The 16919-nt window shown below is 40.8% G+C and carries 16 protein-coding genes; 10 read left to right on the top strand and 6 right to left on the bottom strand.

Annotated features, from left to right (window positions below):
* Together GMD6S_RS12715 and GMD6S_RS06265 are read right to left on the bottom strand one after the other, a co-directional pair.
* The coding region (locus tag GMD6S_RS12715; RefSeq protein ID WP_001005332.1) for a hypothetical protein at positions 1–914 on the bottom strand (914 nt) is incomplete at its 3' end.
* Between the two features lie 203 nt (positions 915–1117).
* Positions 1118–2284 (bottom strand): CynX/NimT family MFS transporter, encoded by a 1167-nt coding sequence (locus tag GMD6S_RS06265; RefSeq protein WP_000744868.1) that lies wholly within the window; start codon positions 2282–2284, stop codon positions 1118–1120.
* 221 nt (positions 2285–2505) lie between these two features.
* On the opposite strand from GMD6S_RS06265, the gene GMD6S_RS06270 reads away from it, so the two are divergent.
* The 4 genes from GMD6S_RS06270 (at position 2506) to GMD6S_RS06285 (ending at position 6123) form a co-directional block, all read left to right on the top strand.
* On the top strand, positions 2506–3336 hold the full coding sequence (locus GMD6S_RS06270; protein WP_001114302.1) for a glycosyltransferase: 831 nt from the start codon (positions 2506–2508) through the stop codon (positions 3334–3336).
* A 75-nt stretch (positions 3337–3411) separates the two neighbouring features.
* Entirely contained in the window at positions 3412–5262 is a 1851-nt protein-coding gene (locus GMD6S_RS06275) for a nucleoside-diphosphate sugar epimerase/dehydratase (protein ID WP_001035729.1), read from the top strand.
* 248 nt (positions 5263–5510) lie between these two features.
* Positions 5511–5933, top strand: coding sequence for a DUF805 domain-containing protein (locus GMD6S_RS06280; RefSeq protein ID WP_000947292.1), 423 nt, complete (start codon positions 5511–5513; stop codon positions 5931–5933).
* The gene (locus tag GMD6S_RS06285) at positions 5908–6123 is read left to right on the top strand and encodes a hypothetical protein (protein WP_000759536.1); all 216 of its coding nucleotides are present in this window, start codon (positions 5908–5910) and stop codon (positions 6121–6123) included. Before GMD6S_RS06280 ends, GMD6S_RS06285 begins: the two co-directional genes overlap by 26 nt.
* A 95-nt stretch (positions 6124–6218) precedes the next feature.
* Here the strand turns inward: GMD6S_RS06285 and GMD6S_RS06290 are convergent, their stop codons facing one another.
* From GMD6S_RS06290 to sdaAB, 3 genes are read right to left on the bottom strand one after another with little or no spacing between them, the layout of a single operon-like run.
* Positions 6219–6848 (bottom strand): HAD-IA family hydrolase, encoded by a 630-nt coding sequence (locus GMD6S_RS06290; protein ID WP_001139324.1) that lies wholly within the window; start codon positions 6846–6848, stop codon positions 6219–6221.
* A 27-nt stretch (positions 6849–6875) separates the two neighbouring features.
* Positions 6876–7748: an L-serine ammonia-lyase, iron-sulfur-dependent, subunit alpha gene (sdaAA, locus tag GMD6S_RS06295; protein ID WP_000500035.1), complete on the bottom strand. Its 873-nt coding sequence runs from the start codon at positions 7746–7748 to the stop codon at positions 6876–6878.
* Positions 7749–7756: 8 nt separating this feature from the next.
* Positions 7757–8428, bottom strand: a complete 672-nt coding sequence (gene sdaAB / locus GMD6S_RS06300; protein ID WP_000555868.1) for an L-serine ammonia-lyase, iron-sulfur-dependent subunit beta — start codon at positions 8426–8428, stop codon at positions 7757–7759.
* Positions 8429–8669: 241 nt separating this feature from the next.
* Between sdaAB and GMD6S_RS06305 the strand changes: the two genes are divergently transcribed.
* Positions 8670–9305: a LysM peptidoglycan-binding domain-containing protein gene (locus GMD6S_RS06305; RefSeq protein WP_000060321.1), complete on the top strand. Its 636-nt coding sequence runs from the start codon at positions 8670–8672 to the stop codon at positions 9303–9305.
* Between the two features lie 51 nt (positions 9306–9356).
* Here the strand turns inward: GMD6S_RS06305 and GMD6S_RS06310 are convergent, their stop codons facing one another.
* Entirely contained in the window at positions 9357–10220 is an 864-nt protein-coding gene (locus GMD6S_RS06310; protein ID WP_001268185.1) for a helix-turn-helix domain-containing protein, read from the bottom strand.
* 162 nt (positions 10221–10382) lie between these two features.
* Here GMD6S_RS06310 and GMD6S_RS06315 point away from each other — a divergent pair, with 162 nt between their 5' ends.
* The 5 genes from GMD6S_RS06315 to argH all read left to right on the top strand — a co-directional run bounded on the left by GMD6S_RS06315 (position 10383) and on the right by argH (position 16783).
* Positions 10383–12491 carry a bacteriocin-associated integral membrane family protein gene (locus GMD6S_RS06315; protein ID WP_000724248.1) on the top strand — a complete coding sequence of 703 codons (2109 nt, stop codon included), beginning with the start codon at positions 10383–10385 and terminating at the stop codon, positions 12489–12491.
* Complete coding sequence (locus GMD6S_RS06320; protein ID WP_000593110.1) at positions 12488–13117, top strand: ABC transporter ATP-binding protein; 630 nt, start codon at positions 12488–12490, stop codon at positions 13115–13117. The genes GMD6S_RS06315 and GMD6S_RS06320 overlap by 4 nt, the downstream gene beginning before the upstream one ends.
* A 228-nt stretch (positions 13118–13345) precedes the next feature.
* Positions 13346–14152, top strand: a complete 807-nt coding sequence (locus GMD6S_RS06325; protein ID WP_001045245.1) for an ABC transporter substrate-binding protein — start codon at positions 13346–13348, stop codon at positions 14150–14152.
* A 15-nt stretch (positions 14153–14167) separates the two neighbouring features.
* Positions 14168–15364 carry an argininosuccinate synthase gene (locus GMD6S_RS06330; RefSeq protein WP_000031910.1) on the top strand — a complete coding sequence of 399 codons (1197 nt, stop codon included), beginning with the start codon at positions 14168–14170 and terminating at the stop codon, positions 15362–15364.
* Positions 15365–15391: 27 nt separating this feature from the next.
* The gene (gene argH / locus GMD6S_RS06335; RefSeq protein ID WP_001125690.1) at positions 15392–16783 is read left to right on the top strand and encodes an argininosuccinate lyase; all 1392 of its coding nucleotides are present in this window, start codon (positions 15392–15394) and stop codon (positions 16781–16783) included.
* Positions 16784–16919 lie beyond the last annotated feature (136 nt).

Raw genomic sequence — 16919 nt, forward strand, 5'->3', positions numbered from 1 at the left:
AAAATCATAGCATACGGTAAAGCTATATCAGGCGATTCAGGGAATTGTTGCTGTACGACTTGCAATTTCTCAGCAGTAGTTTCCAGCTCTTTCAATTCAGTCTGCTCGGTTGATAAGTTGAACAAAATCTTAGCCAATGCTTCTGCCATATCAGGTGAGTCTGGAAAGTATTGCTGCACGACTTGTAATTTCTTAGCAGTAGTCTCCAATTCTTCCAATTCAGTCTGCTTGCTTGATAGATTAACCAAAGTCCTAGTATACGGTAAAGCAATATCATGTGAATCATGGAATTGTTGTTGCAATTTCTGTAATTTCTCAACAGTAGCCTCTCGTTCTTTCAATTCAGTCTGCTCGGTTGATAAGTTGAACAAAATTTTAGCCAATGCTTCTGCCATATCAGGTGAGTCTGGAAAGCATTGCTGCACGACTTTTAATTTCTCAACAGTAGCCTCTCGTTCTTTCAATTCAGTCTGCTTGCTTGATAAATTGAACAAAATTCTAGCATACGATAAAGCTATATCATGTGAATCATGGAATTGTTGTTGCACGACTTTTAATTTCTCAACAGTAGCCTCTCGTTCTTTCAATTCAGTCTGCTTGTTTGATAAATTAACCAAAATCATGGCATATAGCAAAGCAATATCATGTGCATCGTAGAATTGTTGTTGCACGACTTTTAATTTCTCAGCAGTAGTCTCTAGCTCTTTTAATTCAGTTTGCTTGGTTGATAAATAAAACAAAGTCATAGCATACCGCAACGCAATGTCTTCTGATTCAGGGTATTGTTCATAAATTGTTCTTGCCTTTTCTGCTAGAGCTTCACGGCTAGCCTTATCTGTCGCCTTGGCTGATAAGTTAAGGAGCTTATTTAACTCTGCTAAACTCTCTTCCAAATTGTATTTCTGTTCATTCATTCTGTACACCTCATTTAAAATAGTAGCTATCTTATGAACTAATGTATTTTTCCTATGACAATTAGTTTCTATACATCTTATTATATCAAAAATGCCATCTTTCTGCTAACAGATGGATGGTGCTTCTTGTTGGTATAAGCACCAAAAAAGCCAGACAGTGTCTGGCTTTGCATTGTTTATATCTGAGAAGTATTTTAGAAAAATTAAAGAATCTTATCAGCCCGATCCACCATAAAGAGTGAGACGGTCATGATGATATCAACAGCTAGTAGGGCAAGAACCGCTGGAACCCAAGATTGGAAAAGATCAAAACTGTAACCAAACAAGGTAGGACCAAAGGCCGCCAAGATGTAGCCCCCTGTTTGCGCAAGTCCTGATAGCTGGGCCGTCTTTTCAGGAGAACTGGTTTTAAGAGAAAAGCAAACCATGAGATAAGGAAAAAGAGCGCTACAGGCAGTCCCAATCAAGAGGTGAGCGACTAGCCAGTAGAGGAAGTTGTTGCTTGGATACAAGAGCATGGCAATTCCTGTCATCCCAGCGATAGAGATAATTGCCAGCATGATTCGACGGTGACCATCTGATAGACGAGTCGTTAGACTTGGAACAGTCATTGAAAAAGGAATGCTGATCAGTGAGAAAATAGAAGCGAGGAGAGCCGCATCACTATTAGAAAGACCAGCACTAATAGCCATAGTTGGCAACCAGGTCATACTTGTATAAAAGAGCAAGGACTGAAGACCACCAAAGACAATGATAGCCCAGACATCTTTACTTTTTAGAATATTCTCTTTGACTTGCTTTTCTTTCTGGCTTTCTAGGTGGTGGTTGTGGCGATGATTTGGCAACCAGACTAGCAGAGTGACTAGACAGAGAAAGCTGAGAACGAGGATGAGGCCCTTCCAAGAACTAGCTTGGGTGATAGGGACCGAAAGATAAGAAGCGATGGCTGTCGAAATTCCCATGGCAGTGACATAGAGAGTTGTTAGGAAACTAATCTTTTGAGGCTGATTTGCCTGGATCATACTTGGGAGGAGTACATTGAAGATCGCAATGCTTGCTCCCACAATTAGGGTCCCTAGATAGAGAAGGGGAAGATTGAAAATCCGAATGACAGAGCCAACAGTTAAGAGGAGGAGACAGTAAGTAAAGAGGTGTTCCAACCCGATTTTTTGTGCCAAGCGGCTCGCAAAAGCAGAGAAAAGAGCAAACATCAAGAGAGGGAGACTGGTTAAAATCCCAAGTGAGCTGACCTCCACTCCTAGTCCCTGAGCGATATCTCCTAAAATAGTTGGAAGAGCAGTAAAAGGAGAGCGTAAAACGGTCCCGATTAAGACAATTCCTAGAACAAAAAAGAGTGATTGTTTTTTCATAAAAACCTCGATAGGATGATTTTAATAACAGCTTATTTTAAGGTTTTTTCCTTATAATGTCAAGTAATGATAGCCAAGACAGTTCAATCAATGGAAGTGAAAATATAGTGAAAAGTGACAGATTTCTTTACTAGAATTTTCCTTGATTTGATATAAAAATAGGAAACTAGGAGAATTTGTGATAAAATAGTGGAAGGAAATCTATACATTGGAGAAAAACTGTGCCTGAAAAGCAAAAAATCAGCGTCTTGATGTCGGTCTATGTAAAGGAAAATCCGACGTTTTTAAGAGATGCTATCAAAAGTGTTCAAAACCAGACCTTGAAACCGAGCGAACTTGTTCTTGTTGAGGATGGGCCGCTCACACCCGAACTCTATCAGGTGCTAGATGAAGTGGAAGCTCAGTCAGACATTCCAGTTAAACGGTGCCCCTTAGAAGAAAATCAAGGTTTAGGCTTGGCTCTTCGATACGGTGTTTTACAGTGCCAGTATGACATTATTGCCCGCATGGATACGGATGATTTAGCTGTTCCGGATCGTTTTGAGAAACAGCTTCAGCTAATGGAGAAAGAAGATCTCGATCTCTTAGGCGGGCATATCGCAGAGTTCATTGACAATCCAGATGAGATTGTGTCTTATCGTCGTGTTCCAACTCAGCATGCAGACATTGTGGCTTATCAGAGAATGAGAAGCGCCTTTAACCATATGACAGTCATGTTCAAAAAGAGCATGGTCCTCAAGGCAGGCAACTATGAAGATGGCCTTTACATGGAGGATGACCTCCTTTGGCTCAATATGATTGCTGCAGGTGCCAAGACTGGGAACCTAGATCAAATCTTGTGTAAGGTTCGTGTCGGTGCAGGGATGTTTGAGCGTCGAGGTGGCTTGCGTTACCTCAAACTCTATCGTCAAGCTCGCCAACGGATGCTTGAGCGAGGGCAAATTTCTTACATGGAATATGCTAAAAGTGTAGCCATTCAGGCAATTGTTGCACTTTGTCCAGGATTTGTACGTCAGTTTATCTTCGTCAAACTTTTAAGAAAGAGAAAGTAAGCCCCGATAGACTGAATGATTCAGGTTATCATAACAACAGTATCATCTGACTCTTTTAAGGGGGAGTAAATTCCTATGAATAAAAAACTAACAGATTATGTGATTGATCTGGTTGAAATTTTAAATAAACAGCAAAAACAAGTGTTTTGGGGGATATTCGATATTCTGAGTATGGTGGTTTCCATCATCGTATCTTATATCTTGTTTTATGGCCTTATAAATCCTGCGCCTGTGGATTACGTGATCTACACTCTTTTAGCCTTCCTCCTCTATCAAATCATGATTGCGTTTTGGGGGCTAAATGCTAGTATTAGTCGTTATAGCAAGATTACGGATTTCATGAAAATCTTTTTCGGAGTGATGCTCAGCAGTGTTCTTTCTTATGGAATCTGCTATGCCTTTCTTCCATTGTTTTCTATCCGTTTCATCGTACTCTTCATTTTGTTGAGTACCTTCCTCATCTTGCTTCCTCGTATCACTTGGCAGCTGATTTATTCTAAGCGCAAGCAAGGTAGTGGAGATGGAGAGCATCGCCGTACCTTCTTGATCGGTGCTGGTGATGGTGGCGCCCTCTTTATGAACAGCTACCAACATCCAACTAGCGACCTTGAGCTAGTGGGGATTTTGGATAACGATGAAAAGAAAAAGGGACAAAAACTAGGTGGGATCCCAGTTCTGGGCTCTTATGATAATCTACCTGAATTAGCTAAACGTCACCAAATCGAGCGTGTCATCGTAGCGATCCCTTCGCTTGACCCATCAGAGTACGAACGCATCTTGCAGATGTGTAATAAGCTAGGCGTCAAATGTTACAAGATGCCTAAGGTTGAGACAGTCGTTCAAGGACTCCATCAACCAGGTAGTGGTTTCCAAAAAATTGATATCACAGACCTTTTGGGCCGTCAGGAAATTCGTCTCGACGAATCGCGTCTGGGTACTGAGATTACAGGCAAGACCATCCTGGTGACAGGGGCAGGTGGTTCGATTGGTTCAGAGATTTGTCGTCAGGTTAGTCGCTTTAATCCCGAGCGTATTGTCTTGCTTGGACATGGTGAAAACTCAATCTATCTCGTTTATCATGAATTGATCCGTACATTCCAAGGGATTGATTATGTTCCTGTTATTGCAGATATTCAGGACTATGACCGACTCTTGCAGGTGTTTGAGCAGTACAAACCAGCCATTGTCTACCATGCTGCTGCCCACAAGCACGTTCCGATGATGGAACGCAATCCAAAAGAAGCCTTCAAAAACAATATCCTCGGAACTTACAATGTTGCCAAGGCTGTGGATGAGGCCAAAGTGCCTAAGATGGTCATGATTTCGACTGATAAGGCGGTCAATCCACCGAATGTTATGGGTGCAACCAAGCGCGTGGCAGAATTGATTGTCACTGGCTTTAACCAACGCAGCAAATCAACCTACTGTGCAGTTCGTTTTGGGAATGTTCTCGGTAGTCGTGGTAGCGTGATTCCTGTCTTTGAACGTCAGATTGCTGAAGGCGGTCCTGTAACGGTGACAGACTTCCGTATGACACGTTACTTTATGACCATTCCAGAGGCTAGCCGTCTAGTAATCCATGCTGGCGCTTATGCCAAGGACGGAGAAGTCTTTATCCTCGATATGGGCAAACCAGTCAAGATCTATGACTTGGCTAAGAAAATGGTTCTTCTAAGCGGACACACTGAAAGTGAAATTCCAATCGTTGAGGTCGGTATCCGCCCAGGAGAAAAACTCTATGAAGAACTCTTGGTTTCGACCGAATTGGTTGATAACCAAGTCATGGACAAGATTTTCGTTGGTAAGGTTAACGTCATGCCTCTAGAAGCCATTGATCAAAAGATTGAAGAATTCCGTTCACTCAGCGGAGATGAGCTCAAAAAAGCCATCATTTCCTTTGCAAACGAAACAACTCATGCTGAGTAAGAGTGTCCATCTACCTTCATAATGAAACAACTATCGCCAGTTTTCTGAGAGAATCAGAAAGCTGGTTTTTATAAATAGAGAGTAGAGAACATCGGATCTTTCAAAGGTTTAATAAGCGCAACTATTCAAGGGACGATGTTATGTGATCTATTAGGAGAGTGATTTCAGACAATCTAAAAACTACCTCTTTTTTAAGCTGGTAACATAACTTTGCGAAATAAGTATTAAAATCAAAAGGAGATTTTTGTATGCTGAGTGCTATTAGGAGTTTTTTCAAAGGCTATGCAAATTTTTCTGGTCGTTCCACACGTCCAGAATTTTGGTGGGTTTGGCTGCTAAATATGATAATTTTCTTGCCCGCCTACTACTCACTTTTTACTGGAGTAGAATCTGATAAAGCCATCAGGAATATTGCGGTCTTCAGTATGTGTATTATTTTGTTTATAATAGAGTTTGTTCCTCTACTAGCACTGATAGTACGTCGCTTACGAGATGTGGGTATCCATTGGGCCTATATTTTTATTGTATTTGTTCCTTTGGGTGCAATAACACTGCTCGTTATGCTCGCTATGCCAAGTCAACGATTTGGAGAAAAAGTGATAGAGAATAGTGAAAAAGATAAAGAGAATACGGAAGACTCTCGGTTTGAAGAAATGGTACGAAAATATTAAGATATTTTTACTCTATTTAAAAACGTCTGAGTCGCTTCGCTGCTTACGAGACGCTGGTTTCCACTGGGCCTTTATCTTCATTGCTTTGGTTCCTCTCGTTGGACCGATTGCGCTTATTGTCATGCTTGCTTGGCCAAGTAAGAAGGATGAAGATACAGATACTGAAGAACAGGATCAAATTACTGCTTAAGCATGGAGTTGATTCCTTCTGATAGTAACAATATATAAAAAATACTCCTCAACCTAGTTCACTAGTGTTAGGAGTATTTTTGTATGTTGTATTATTTATAGTTGCTTAATGATATCATCAATGGTACGGGCAATCCAGTCAGGCTGATAGCTGAGCAAATCAGCTTCTTCTCCAAATCCCCAAGTAACAGCGAACTTTTTAATGCCAGTTTCTTGGGCTCCAATCATGTCAAACTTGGTGTCTCCGATGATGAGGACTTGGTCTGCAGGAAGTTGATGCATTTGCAAGGCGTAACGGATGACATCCGCCTTGTGTGGCGTTTCAGGACTAGAGCCGTAAATGCCGTCAAAGAAATGATGGATTCCCAGATTTTTAGTCATATCCTGGGCAGTCGGAGTATTCTTTGTTGTAGTGATGTAGAGAGGGTAGTTTTGTGAAAGTTCTTGGAGTAATTCCGTTATTCGGGGGAAGAGTTGGGCTTCGTGGATCCCTTTTTCCTTGTAGTAAGAGCGGTATATCTGGACGGCCTCAGAGATTTGTTCCTGGGGAAGGCATGTTGCAAAACTACTTTCAAGGGGCGGTCCCATAAAACCACGAATGGTTTTGGCATCAGGGCTTGGAACTCCTAGCTTTTTAAAGGTATGGGTAAAGGCATTGTGGATCCCGAGGGAACTGTCAACCAGGGTTCCGTCTAGATCAAAAAAGATTGCTGAGATAGAGGGCATAGTTTCTCCTAATAGATATAGATAAGCTTATTCTCCGAAGATTTCTTTTTGTAGGCGGCGACCAGTAGGTGTGGCGGCGAGTCCACCCTCGGCCGTTTCACGAAAGGCAGTTGGAAGACTCGATCCGACTTGGTACATGGCATCGATGACTTCGTCAACAGGGATCTTAGACTCGATACCTGCCAAGGCCATGTCTGCTGCGATAAAGGCAAAGCTGGCTCCCATGGCATTGCGCTTAACACAGGGAACTTCAACCAAACCAGCGACGGGGTCGCAGATGAGGCCCAGCATATTTTTAATGACAAAGGCGATGGCTTGACTAGCCTGATAGGGAGTTCCACCTGCAGCCAAGGTCAAGGCTGCGGCACTCATGGCAGAGGCAGAGCCAACTTCGGCCTGGCAGCCACCTTCAGCGCCTGAGATAGAGGCATTGTTTGCGATGACTAGTCCAAAGGCACCAGCAGCAAAGAGGAAATCCAGCTGTTCTTCGTGGCTGAGGTCAAGTTTTTGGATAGCAGCAGTGAGAACGGCTGGCAGACAGCCGGCACTTCCTGCGGTTGGAGTAGCGCAGACCAAGCCCATCTTCGCATTGTGTTCATTGACCGCGATGGCATTACGGGCTGCTGATAGGATGGTAAGGTCCGACAAGGCCTTTCCACTTTTGAGATGGCGGTCTAGTTTGGCCGCGTCTCCACCCGTTAGGCCACTACGGGATTTGTTTTCACTGAGGCCGAGCTCGACAGAGGCTTTCATGACTTCTAGATTGCGTTCCATGAGGAGGAGAACTTCTGGCCGTTCCCGACCGGTTAGTTGATATTCTGTCGCAATCATGAGTTCTGCGACATTTCCTTGGAAGTCTAGATCCGCCTGCTCGACCAATTCTTTGATAGAATAAAACATGTTTCCTCCTACTTAAAGAAATTGACATTGTGGAGATGAGGGATTTTTCGGATTTCTTCAATCGCCTCTTCGCAACTTCGACTATCGACTTCGATAATCATAATGGCTTTTTCTCCAGCTTTTTCTCGAGTCACATTCATCTGAGCGATGTTGATATCGAAACGAGAGAGGGCTTCAGTAACATGGGCAATCATACCTGGAACATCTTGATGCACGATGATGATGGTCGGTGTGTTCATGTTGAGAGAGACAGCAAAGCCGTTAAGTTCCGTAACTTGGATATTTCCTCCACCGATGGAAATTCCTGTCACACTAATGGATTTGTGTTCATTCTTCACAGTAATTTTAGTGGTATTAGGATGAGGGGCATTGCTGTCTTTCTGAATGGTCCAGACAATCTTGATACCACGTTTATGGGCAATCTCTAGGCTATTTGGAATGTCGGGATCGTCCGTATCCATACCTAATATACCAGCGACGAGAGCAAGGTCGGTTCCATGACCACGGTAGGTTTTGGCAAATGAATTAAATAATTGGAATTCGACTTCTGTCGGCGTATCGTCAAAGATGGAAGAGACGATTTTCCCGATGCGAACAGCTCCAGCTGTGTGGCTACTTGATGGGCCAATCATGACAGGTCCGATAATGTCAAAGACAGATTGAAAACGAAGTGAGTGCATCTGTTTCCCCTTACAAAGATTCTTATATCTATTATATCAAAGAATGGACCTCCGCGCTTATTTCCCTTATCAAAAGCTTAAAATGATTAAAGATAGTATAAAATAAGGTCTTTTGTGACAAAAACCTCCTTAAAACGGTAAATATAAAACATTTTTGTAATATTTCTACATAAAACCGTTAAACAACGGTAACATTTAAAAGGTATCATAGATATATCCAATGGAAGGAGAATTTTTAGATATGTCATTAACAACTAAAAAAATTAAAACAACTATCGCAGGAGTAGCAACTTTGCTTGCTTTCTTTGCTCCATCACTTGCATCTGCCCAAGAAACTGTAACTTACACAGTTAAATCAGGTGATACTCTTTCAGAAATCGCTGAGAAGTACAACACAACTGTTGAAAAATTGGCAGCAAAAAACAACATCAAAGATATTCACCTTATCTATGTTGACCAAGTTTTGGTTATCGAAGGAACAGCTCCATCGACAGCAACTGCAACCGCTGCAGCTTCAGCAACAACTTATGAAGCACCAGCAGCTGCGGAAGAAACTGCAGAAGAAGTAACTGAAACAACAACCTATGAAGCGCCAGCTGCACCTGCAACTCCAGCAGCAGAAAGCAACACTGCAGCAGCTTCTACTGTAAGTGGTTCTGAAGCAGAAGCCAAAGAATGGATCGCTCAAAAAGAATCAGGCGGTAGCTACACTGCTACAAACGGACGTTACATCGGACGTTACCAATTGACAGATTCATACTTGAACGGTGACTACTCAGCTGAAAACCAAGAACGTGTAGCAGATGCCTACGTTGCAGGACGTTACGGTTCATGGACAGCTGCCAAGAACTTCTGGCTTAACAACGGTTGGTATTAAGAACTAGCTAACAGAAAAATATGTAAAAGTCGAGGAAATCCCTCGACTTTTTTATATTTCCTTTGGTTGATGATAGGTCTCTACTTCTTTTTTGAGATGAGATAGCATGGAGGTTTCATCGGTTAGTTCCAGAAGGGAGAAACCTTTTTGGATAAGTTTAGAATCATCCGTACAAATCCCAATACGGACATAGCAGATAGCAAGCCTATCGTAGCTTTTCTTGTTCTTGGCATCTTCTAGTAAAGTATAGCATATTTGTTTACACATATTTCTATCTTGATTGTATAAGTAAATGGTGGAGAGGTTGAGTAGGATTGCCATTCGCAAGTCATATAAATGTTGATAGTTTTTATAGACTTCTAAGCGTTGCAAGATTTTTCCAGTGATGAGATGGATATGTTCTATAGGAAAGGTAAAGAGAATGGTATTGAGAATTTTTAAGTCATTCTCGTACCAAGTGTCCTGCTTTTCTATCTTCTTCCATAGCTTCTTTACAGTATTGTTAACTTCGATTGACAGTTTTTTAGTCCCATTTTGGCGAATATAGATAACAATTTCTAGCATATCTCGTATCTCTTTGATGGGGAGGTCGTGGTGAGTTTTGAGGTAGTCTTGACATTTTTGAAATAGTTTTTCGAGTTCATTAGTCCCTAGGATTGAGCTCATATTGAGATAGGTTTGCATAATTTCTGTGCGTTGACTTGGTTGATAAAGTTGACAGATATATTCAAACTCTTCAAAACTCATATTGACTTGTCGGAGAAGAAACTCCATATTCTCATATTTAGGAGTTGTTTTCCCGCTTTCGATTTTTGATAGGCTGGTTCTTGAAAGGACGCTACCACAGACATCTTCTTGGGTTAATCCTTTTGACTCACGTATTTCTTTATAAACATTTCCAAAATCGTAGCGCATGATCTCCTCCTTGTTCGTGAAAAAAGTTAACAGAAAATAGAAACTGATTAAAAATATTGTATCATAGTAGTATAAAAAGTAAAAAAGAAATCTAAAATAAATTTGTGAAAAAAGGGAATAAATTCTACGACTAAGATGATAAAGTACTAAGGAGGTACTTTTATGAAAAAAATCAGTAATTTCTGTATGTTACTCCTGCTTTTGTGTACCACTTTTTTTGTTTTTAATATAAACTACACACGAGAAGTGGTGCGGATTCGGGAAATGGGAAAGACTGTAGATTCTTTGGATTTGTATTTGAAAGATATTAATGAACCTGCAGCATCTGTTCTTCGATTTTTTGAGGATGTATCAAAGGAGTATAAAGTCTCCATCATCAAAACAGACAGTGGTGATGAGGTGGTCAAGTCTGGTGTTTTTGATAAAGATACCTTTCCCTACCAAGAGTTTGGGATTTCTTCTCTTGATTTTACCACAGATGGTGAGGGAGTTTACAGTAATAAAGAAATTTCCAATAAACTTGGTACGATTCCGACTTTTCTAAAAGCCAAGCCTATTCAGCTTATGACTTTTCAAACCTATATCAAGGATACATCTCGTAGTTTAAATGGTCGCTATACGATAACTTCTACACAAGAGATGGACAAGGATAGGATTGTACAGAAATGGAGCGATTTTTTCAAGATAGACCAGGCTACCTTGCTAGAGCCGACCTATAAAAGTGCAGTGGAAGTCATAAATCGAGATTTGCTTTTATCTGCCATTGTTTTTGTCTTGGCTATTTTACTTCTTGTGTTAGTGACAGTGTATCAACCGATGATGGATATGAAAAGAGTTGGGGTACAAAAATTACTGGGTTTTCAAGATCGGGCTGTTTTAGCTGATGTTGTGAAAGGCAACCTCTACCTCCTCCTAGGTGGGGCGCTTGTGATCAATCTAGGAGTATGTTTCTTGCTTGATTACAAGCCAAAAGATTTGTTCCCAATGTTATGGTTGTCGCATTTTTTGCTTTTGCAACTTTATCTCTTTATCAGTTGGTTGACTTACCTCTTAATTCAAAAAATGACAATCAGCTCTTTGCTGAAAGGTTTTTCATCTTTCAAATTTAGTCTACTCTTTAATTATTTGATGAAAATTGGAACTACTATTTTACTGACAGTCTTGCTAGTTGGGGTAGGAAAAAGTTTGGAGCAAGAAAACAAAGAGTTGGATTACCAGAAACAGTGGATCAGTCAAGGAAATTATCTGACCTTGGAAACTTTTCAACTCAATGATAATCTGTGGCAAGAGCAGTTGGCAGGCTCAGGGCAAGCAGTGGATTATTTCTATCGATTTTATCTGGATTTGGTAGAAAAAACGCAGGCGGGCTATGTGCAAAGTAGCAGTCTTCCTGTAAAAAATTTTGTCAAATCAGAACAGATTCAGCAATATCAGTTAACAGATACGGTGGATGTTTACTATGCTAATCGCAATTTTCTAAAGAGCAAGGAATTCAAGTTACCCGATACCGGCACTAAAAAAGTTATTTTGATGCCAGCAAGTACGAAAGGTGAAGAAGATAAAAATCAGCTCTTGGGGAAATTAATTGCCTATCTTTCTATGAAGTATGAAGAGCAGCAAAAACGAACGATAGAGGAGATGGATATCGAGATTGCTTACTATGAAGGTGATTGGTCATTCTTCCCTTATAACGAGAAGCGAAAGGAAAATCTCTACAATCCAATTATTAGCTTGGTCAATGATTCTGATATGATGTGGGATGAAAAAGCTTCCCTGTCAACAACAGGTTTAAATAATCCCATTAAAATCGAAAATACAGCTCAACATCAAAAAGAGGTGACAGCGTTAGTTGAGAAATTATCAGATGGGAATTATTTAAAATTTTCATCTATTCAAGCCATTCAACAAGAGAAAGTAGATTCTTATCGAGATGCTGTTCGGAATTTCAACATACTCTTTGCTTTGGTTGGTCTTCTTAGTATGATGATTTCCTACTTCTTACTAGTAACAACTTTCTTATTGAAGCGAACAGATATCATCACCAAGAAGTTCATGGGTTGGAAATTGATAGATCGGTATCGTTCTTTCTTGAGGATTCTATTGTTGGTATATAGCTTCCCTTTTGTAGTCCTGCTATTCTTTACACAGGCACTGTTCCCGCTCTTGCTTTTCGCAGGATTTACAGGCTTAGATATTCTGTTTGTACTTTTCTTGGGCTCTAAGATGGAAAAACGAAATGTAGTGCAGTTATTGAAAGGGGATCACTTATGATAAAGTTGGAAAATGTTACGAAAACCATTGGGAAAAAAGTTATTTTGGAGAACTTATCTCTAAAAATTAACCAAGGAGATTTAGTTGCCATTGTTGGAAAAAGTGGCAGTGGCAAGTCAACCTTGTTAAATCTCTTGGGTTTGATAGATGGCGATTACAGTGGACATTATGAAATTTTCGGTCAGCAAAATGTACCTGTCAATTCTGTTAAGTCGCAAGCGATTATCCGCGAACATATCTCTTATCTGTTTCAAAACTTTGCTCTGATTGATAATGAAACGGTAGAGTATAATCTCATGCTCGCTCTAAAGTATGTAAAATTATCCAAGAAGGACAAAGGCAAAAAGATAGAAGAAATTTTAGAGAGAGTGGGATTGTCATCAACCCTACATCAGAAGGTTTCAGAGTTATCTGGAGGGGAACAGCAACGAATCGCAGTTGCTAGAGCCATTTTAAAACCGAGTCAGCTCCTGTTAGCAGATGAACCAACCGGCTCTCTAGACCCTGAAAATCGAGATTTGGTTTTAAACTTTCTCTTAGATATGAACAAGGAAGGGAAAACGGTCATTATCGTTACCCACGATGCCTATGTAGCTCAACAATGCCATCGAGTTATTGAATTGTGAAAGAGAATGTGGCGAGTTCATTGATCTCTTCATCTTACCTGTAATTGGGTAATTGTATTTTTAAAAACTCAAATAGTATAAATAAGCTTATTATATGTAAAAATATATCATATAATAAGCTTTTTCTTGATTTTAATGAAATAAAATACAGTTTTTTCTTGACAAACGAAAATGAGAGGAGTATTATTTATACAACAATAAAGTATAAAAATAAAAGGAGGCTCTTCTATGAATAAAGTGAAGAAGGTGTTGATGACGATGTTTGGTTTGCTTATGTTTCCCTTATTATTTGCTTGTAGTAACGCTCAATCCCAAGGTGTTGAAGCCATTAAGGCTAAAGGAAAATTGGTGGTGGCCCTAAATCCAGAGTTTGCTCCATTTGAATATCAGAAATTGGTCGATGGGAAAAATCAGATTGTAGGTTCAGATGTTGAGCTAGCCAAAGCCATCGCAAAGGAACTAGGTGTAGAAGTGGAGTTCTCTCCAATGAGTTTTGACAATGTACTGGCTAGTCTTGATTCAGGCAAGGCCGATCTTGCCATATCAGGTGTTTCTAAAACGGAGGAGAGAAGTCAAGTTTACGATTTTTCAATTCCCTACTACACTTCGAAAAATAAGGTTATCGTAAGAAAATCTGAATTAACGAATTACCAATCAGTCAAGGATTTGGCTCAGAAAAAGGTTGGAGCGCAGAAAGGCTCTATCCAGGAAACTCTGGCCAAAGAAACCTTGCAGAATGCTTCTCTCGTTTCACTTCCTAAAAATGGAAATTTGATAACAGATTTGAAATCAGGGCAACTGGATGCAGTTATCTTTGAGGAACCAGTGGCGAAAGGCTTTGTAGAGAATAATCCAGACCTAGCCATCGCTGAGTTTGATTTTGACAATGACAAAGAAGATTCCTACGCTGTTGCGATGAAAAAAGACAGTAAAGAATTAAAAGAGGCGGTTGACAAAACCATCCAGAAGTTGAAGGATTCTGGGGAGTTGGACAAATTGATTGACGATGCTTTTAAAGCCTCTATCGAAAAATAGAAAGAAGGATGAGAAATGAGTAAGGAAAAAGTTATTTTAGCCTATTCAGGTGGATTGGATACATCAGTTGCTATTACATGGTTAAAAAAAGACTATGATGTGATCGCTGTTTGTATGGATGTGGGTGAAGGAAAAGATTTGGAGTTCATCCACGATAAAGCTCTCAAGGTTGGGGCTGTAGAGTCTTATGTCATTGATGTTAAGGAAGAATTTGCTAATGACTATGTTTTAGTGGCCCTTCAGGCTCATGCCTACTACGAACAGAAGTATCCCTTGGTATCTGCTCTGAGTCGCCCTCTTATTTCAAAAAAACTCGTTGAAATAGCTCATCAGACGGGGGCAACCACAATTGCCCATGGTTGTACAGGCAAGGGAAACGACCAAGTTCGGTTTGAAGTCTCTATTGCGGCTTTGGATCCCAATTTAAAAGTAGTTGCGCCTGTTCGTGAGTGGAAATGGTCTCGTGAAGAAGAAATCCAATATGCCAAAGAAAACGGCGTCCCAGTTCCTGCTGACCTTGACAATCCTTACTCTGTCGATCAAAATCTTTGGGGACGCGCAAATGAATGTGGTGTCTTGGAAAATCCTTGGAACCAAGCACCAGAAGAAGCATTTGGAATCACATCTTCGCCAGAAGAGGCGCCAGACAGTCCAGAATTTATAGACATTGAGTTTAGCTGCGGGGTGCCCATCTCCCTCAATGGTGAGAAGATGAAAGTGGCGACTTTGATTCAAAAGCTCAATGAAATTGCGGGCAAACACGGTGTTGGTCGTATTGACCATGTGGAAAATCGCCTAGTCGGTATTAAGTCAAGAGAGATTTATGAGTGCCCAGGTGCTGTGACTTTATTGGCAGCTCATAAGGAGATTGAGGACTTGACTCTTGTGAGAGAAGTGGCTCATTTCAAACCTATTATCGAAAATGAGTTGTCCAATCTCATCTATAATGCCCTGTGGTTTAGCCCAGCAACTCAGGCTTTGATTGCCTATATCAAGGAGACACAGAAGGTCGTCAATGGAACTGCAAAAGTTAAACTTTATAAGGGGAACGCCCAGGTAGTGGCTCGGAAATCACCAAATTCTCTTTACGATGAAAATTTGGCGACTTATACCAGTGCGGATACCTTTGACCAAGATGCGGCTGTTGGATTTATCAAGCTTTGGGGGCTTCCGACTAAGGTTTATTCAGAAGTTCAGAAAAATGTTGAGTAGTGACGCGATAGAAAGGGACGACAGGATATGCCGAAAAATACAAAATTATGGGGTGGTCGATTTGAAGGCACTGTGGAAGATTGGGTAGAACAGTTCGGTGCGAGTATTTCTTTTGACCACCAGCTGGCAAAATTTGATTTGATGGGTTCCCTAGCTCATGTTCAAATGCTAGGACAGACTGGCATTTTAAGCTTGGAAGAGGCAGAGCAGATCCAAGATGGTCTGCAAGCTTTGTTGCGAGATTTAGAGGCAGGAGAGCTTCATTTTGATATTGCAAATGAAGATATTCATATGAATATGGAAGTGTTGCTGACAGAGAAAATTGGTCCTCTGGCTGGGAAACTACACACGGCTCGTTCTCGGAATGACCAAGTCGCAACGGATATGCACTTATATCTAAAGGAGCAGCTTGGCCATGTCTTGGATAAGTTGGCGAATCTGAACAGTGTTTTGCTGGATTTGGCTGAAAAACATGTGGAAACCATCATGCCAGGTTATACTCATTTGCAACATGCCCAACCGATTAGTTTTGCCCATCATCTCATGGCTTATTATAATATGTTCCAAAGGGATAGCGAGCGCTTTGCATTTAACTTGAAACATACGGACCTATCTCCACTGGGTGCGGCTGCCTTAGCGGGGACAACTTTTCCAATCGATCGTCAATTATCGAGTGATTTATTGGGTTTCCAACAACCCTATACCAATTCCTTGGACGCAGTGAGTGACCGTGATTTTATCTTAGAATTTCTGTCAAATGCCAGCATTTTGATGATGCATATGAGTCGTTTTTGTGAGGAAATCATCAATTGGTGCAGTTTTGAGTATCAGTACATTAGCTTGTCTGATAGCTTTTCAACGGGTTCATCTATCATGCCCCAGAAGAAAAATCCTGATATGGCGGAATTGATTCGAGGGAAGACAGGCCGAGTTTACGGGAACTTGCTTGGGCTATTGACCGTCATGAAGTCTTTGCCTCTGGCTTACAATAAGGATTTGCAAGAGGACAAGGAAGGCATGTTTGATACAGTAGAAACGATTTTAAATTCTCTGGATGTGTTGGCAGGTATGCTATCGAGCATGCAGGTTAATAAGGCCAAAATGCAGCAATCCACAGAGAATGATTTTTCGAATGCGACCGAACTGGCAGATTATTTGGCTGAAAAAGGACTCCCTTTTAGAGAAGCGCATGAAATTGTAGGGAAATTGGTTCTAGACTCTATCAAGCATGGTAAAAACATCCAAGATTGGGATTTGGAGGAGTTGCAAGCCTACCATCCCTTGATTGAAGAGGATATTTATATCTACTTGCGTCCAGAAACCGCTGTTCGGAGACGGAATTCCTTAGGAGGAACCGGCTTTGAGCAAGTGAAATACCAGATAGAACAAGCGAAGAAAGAACTTAAAGGGGAAAATTGATTCGTTTGCAAAGGAAGAAAGAGAGGTTGAGATGATTTATCAGCCTCTTTCTTGTCTTCTCCAACCAAGCGTGTTATAATGAATACTGCTCAAGCGACCTTCAATCGTTAAAGCACACACGACCTTCAATCGTGAA

Source organism: Streptococcus sp. GMD6S (genome assembly GCF_000297015.1).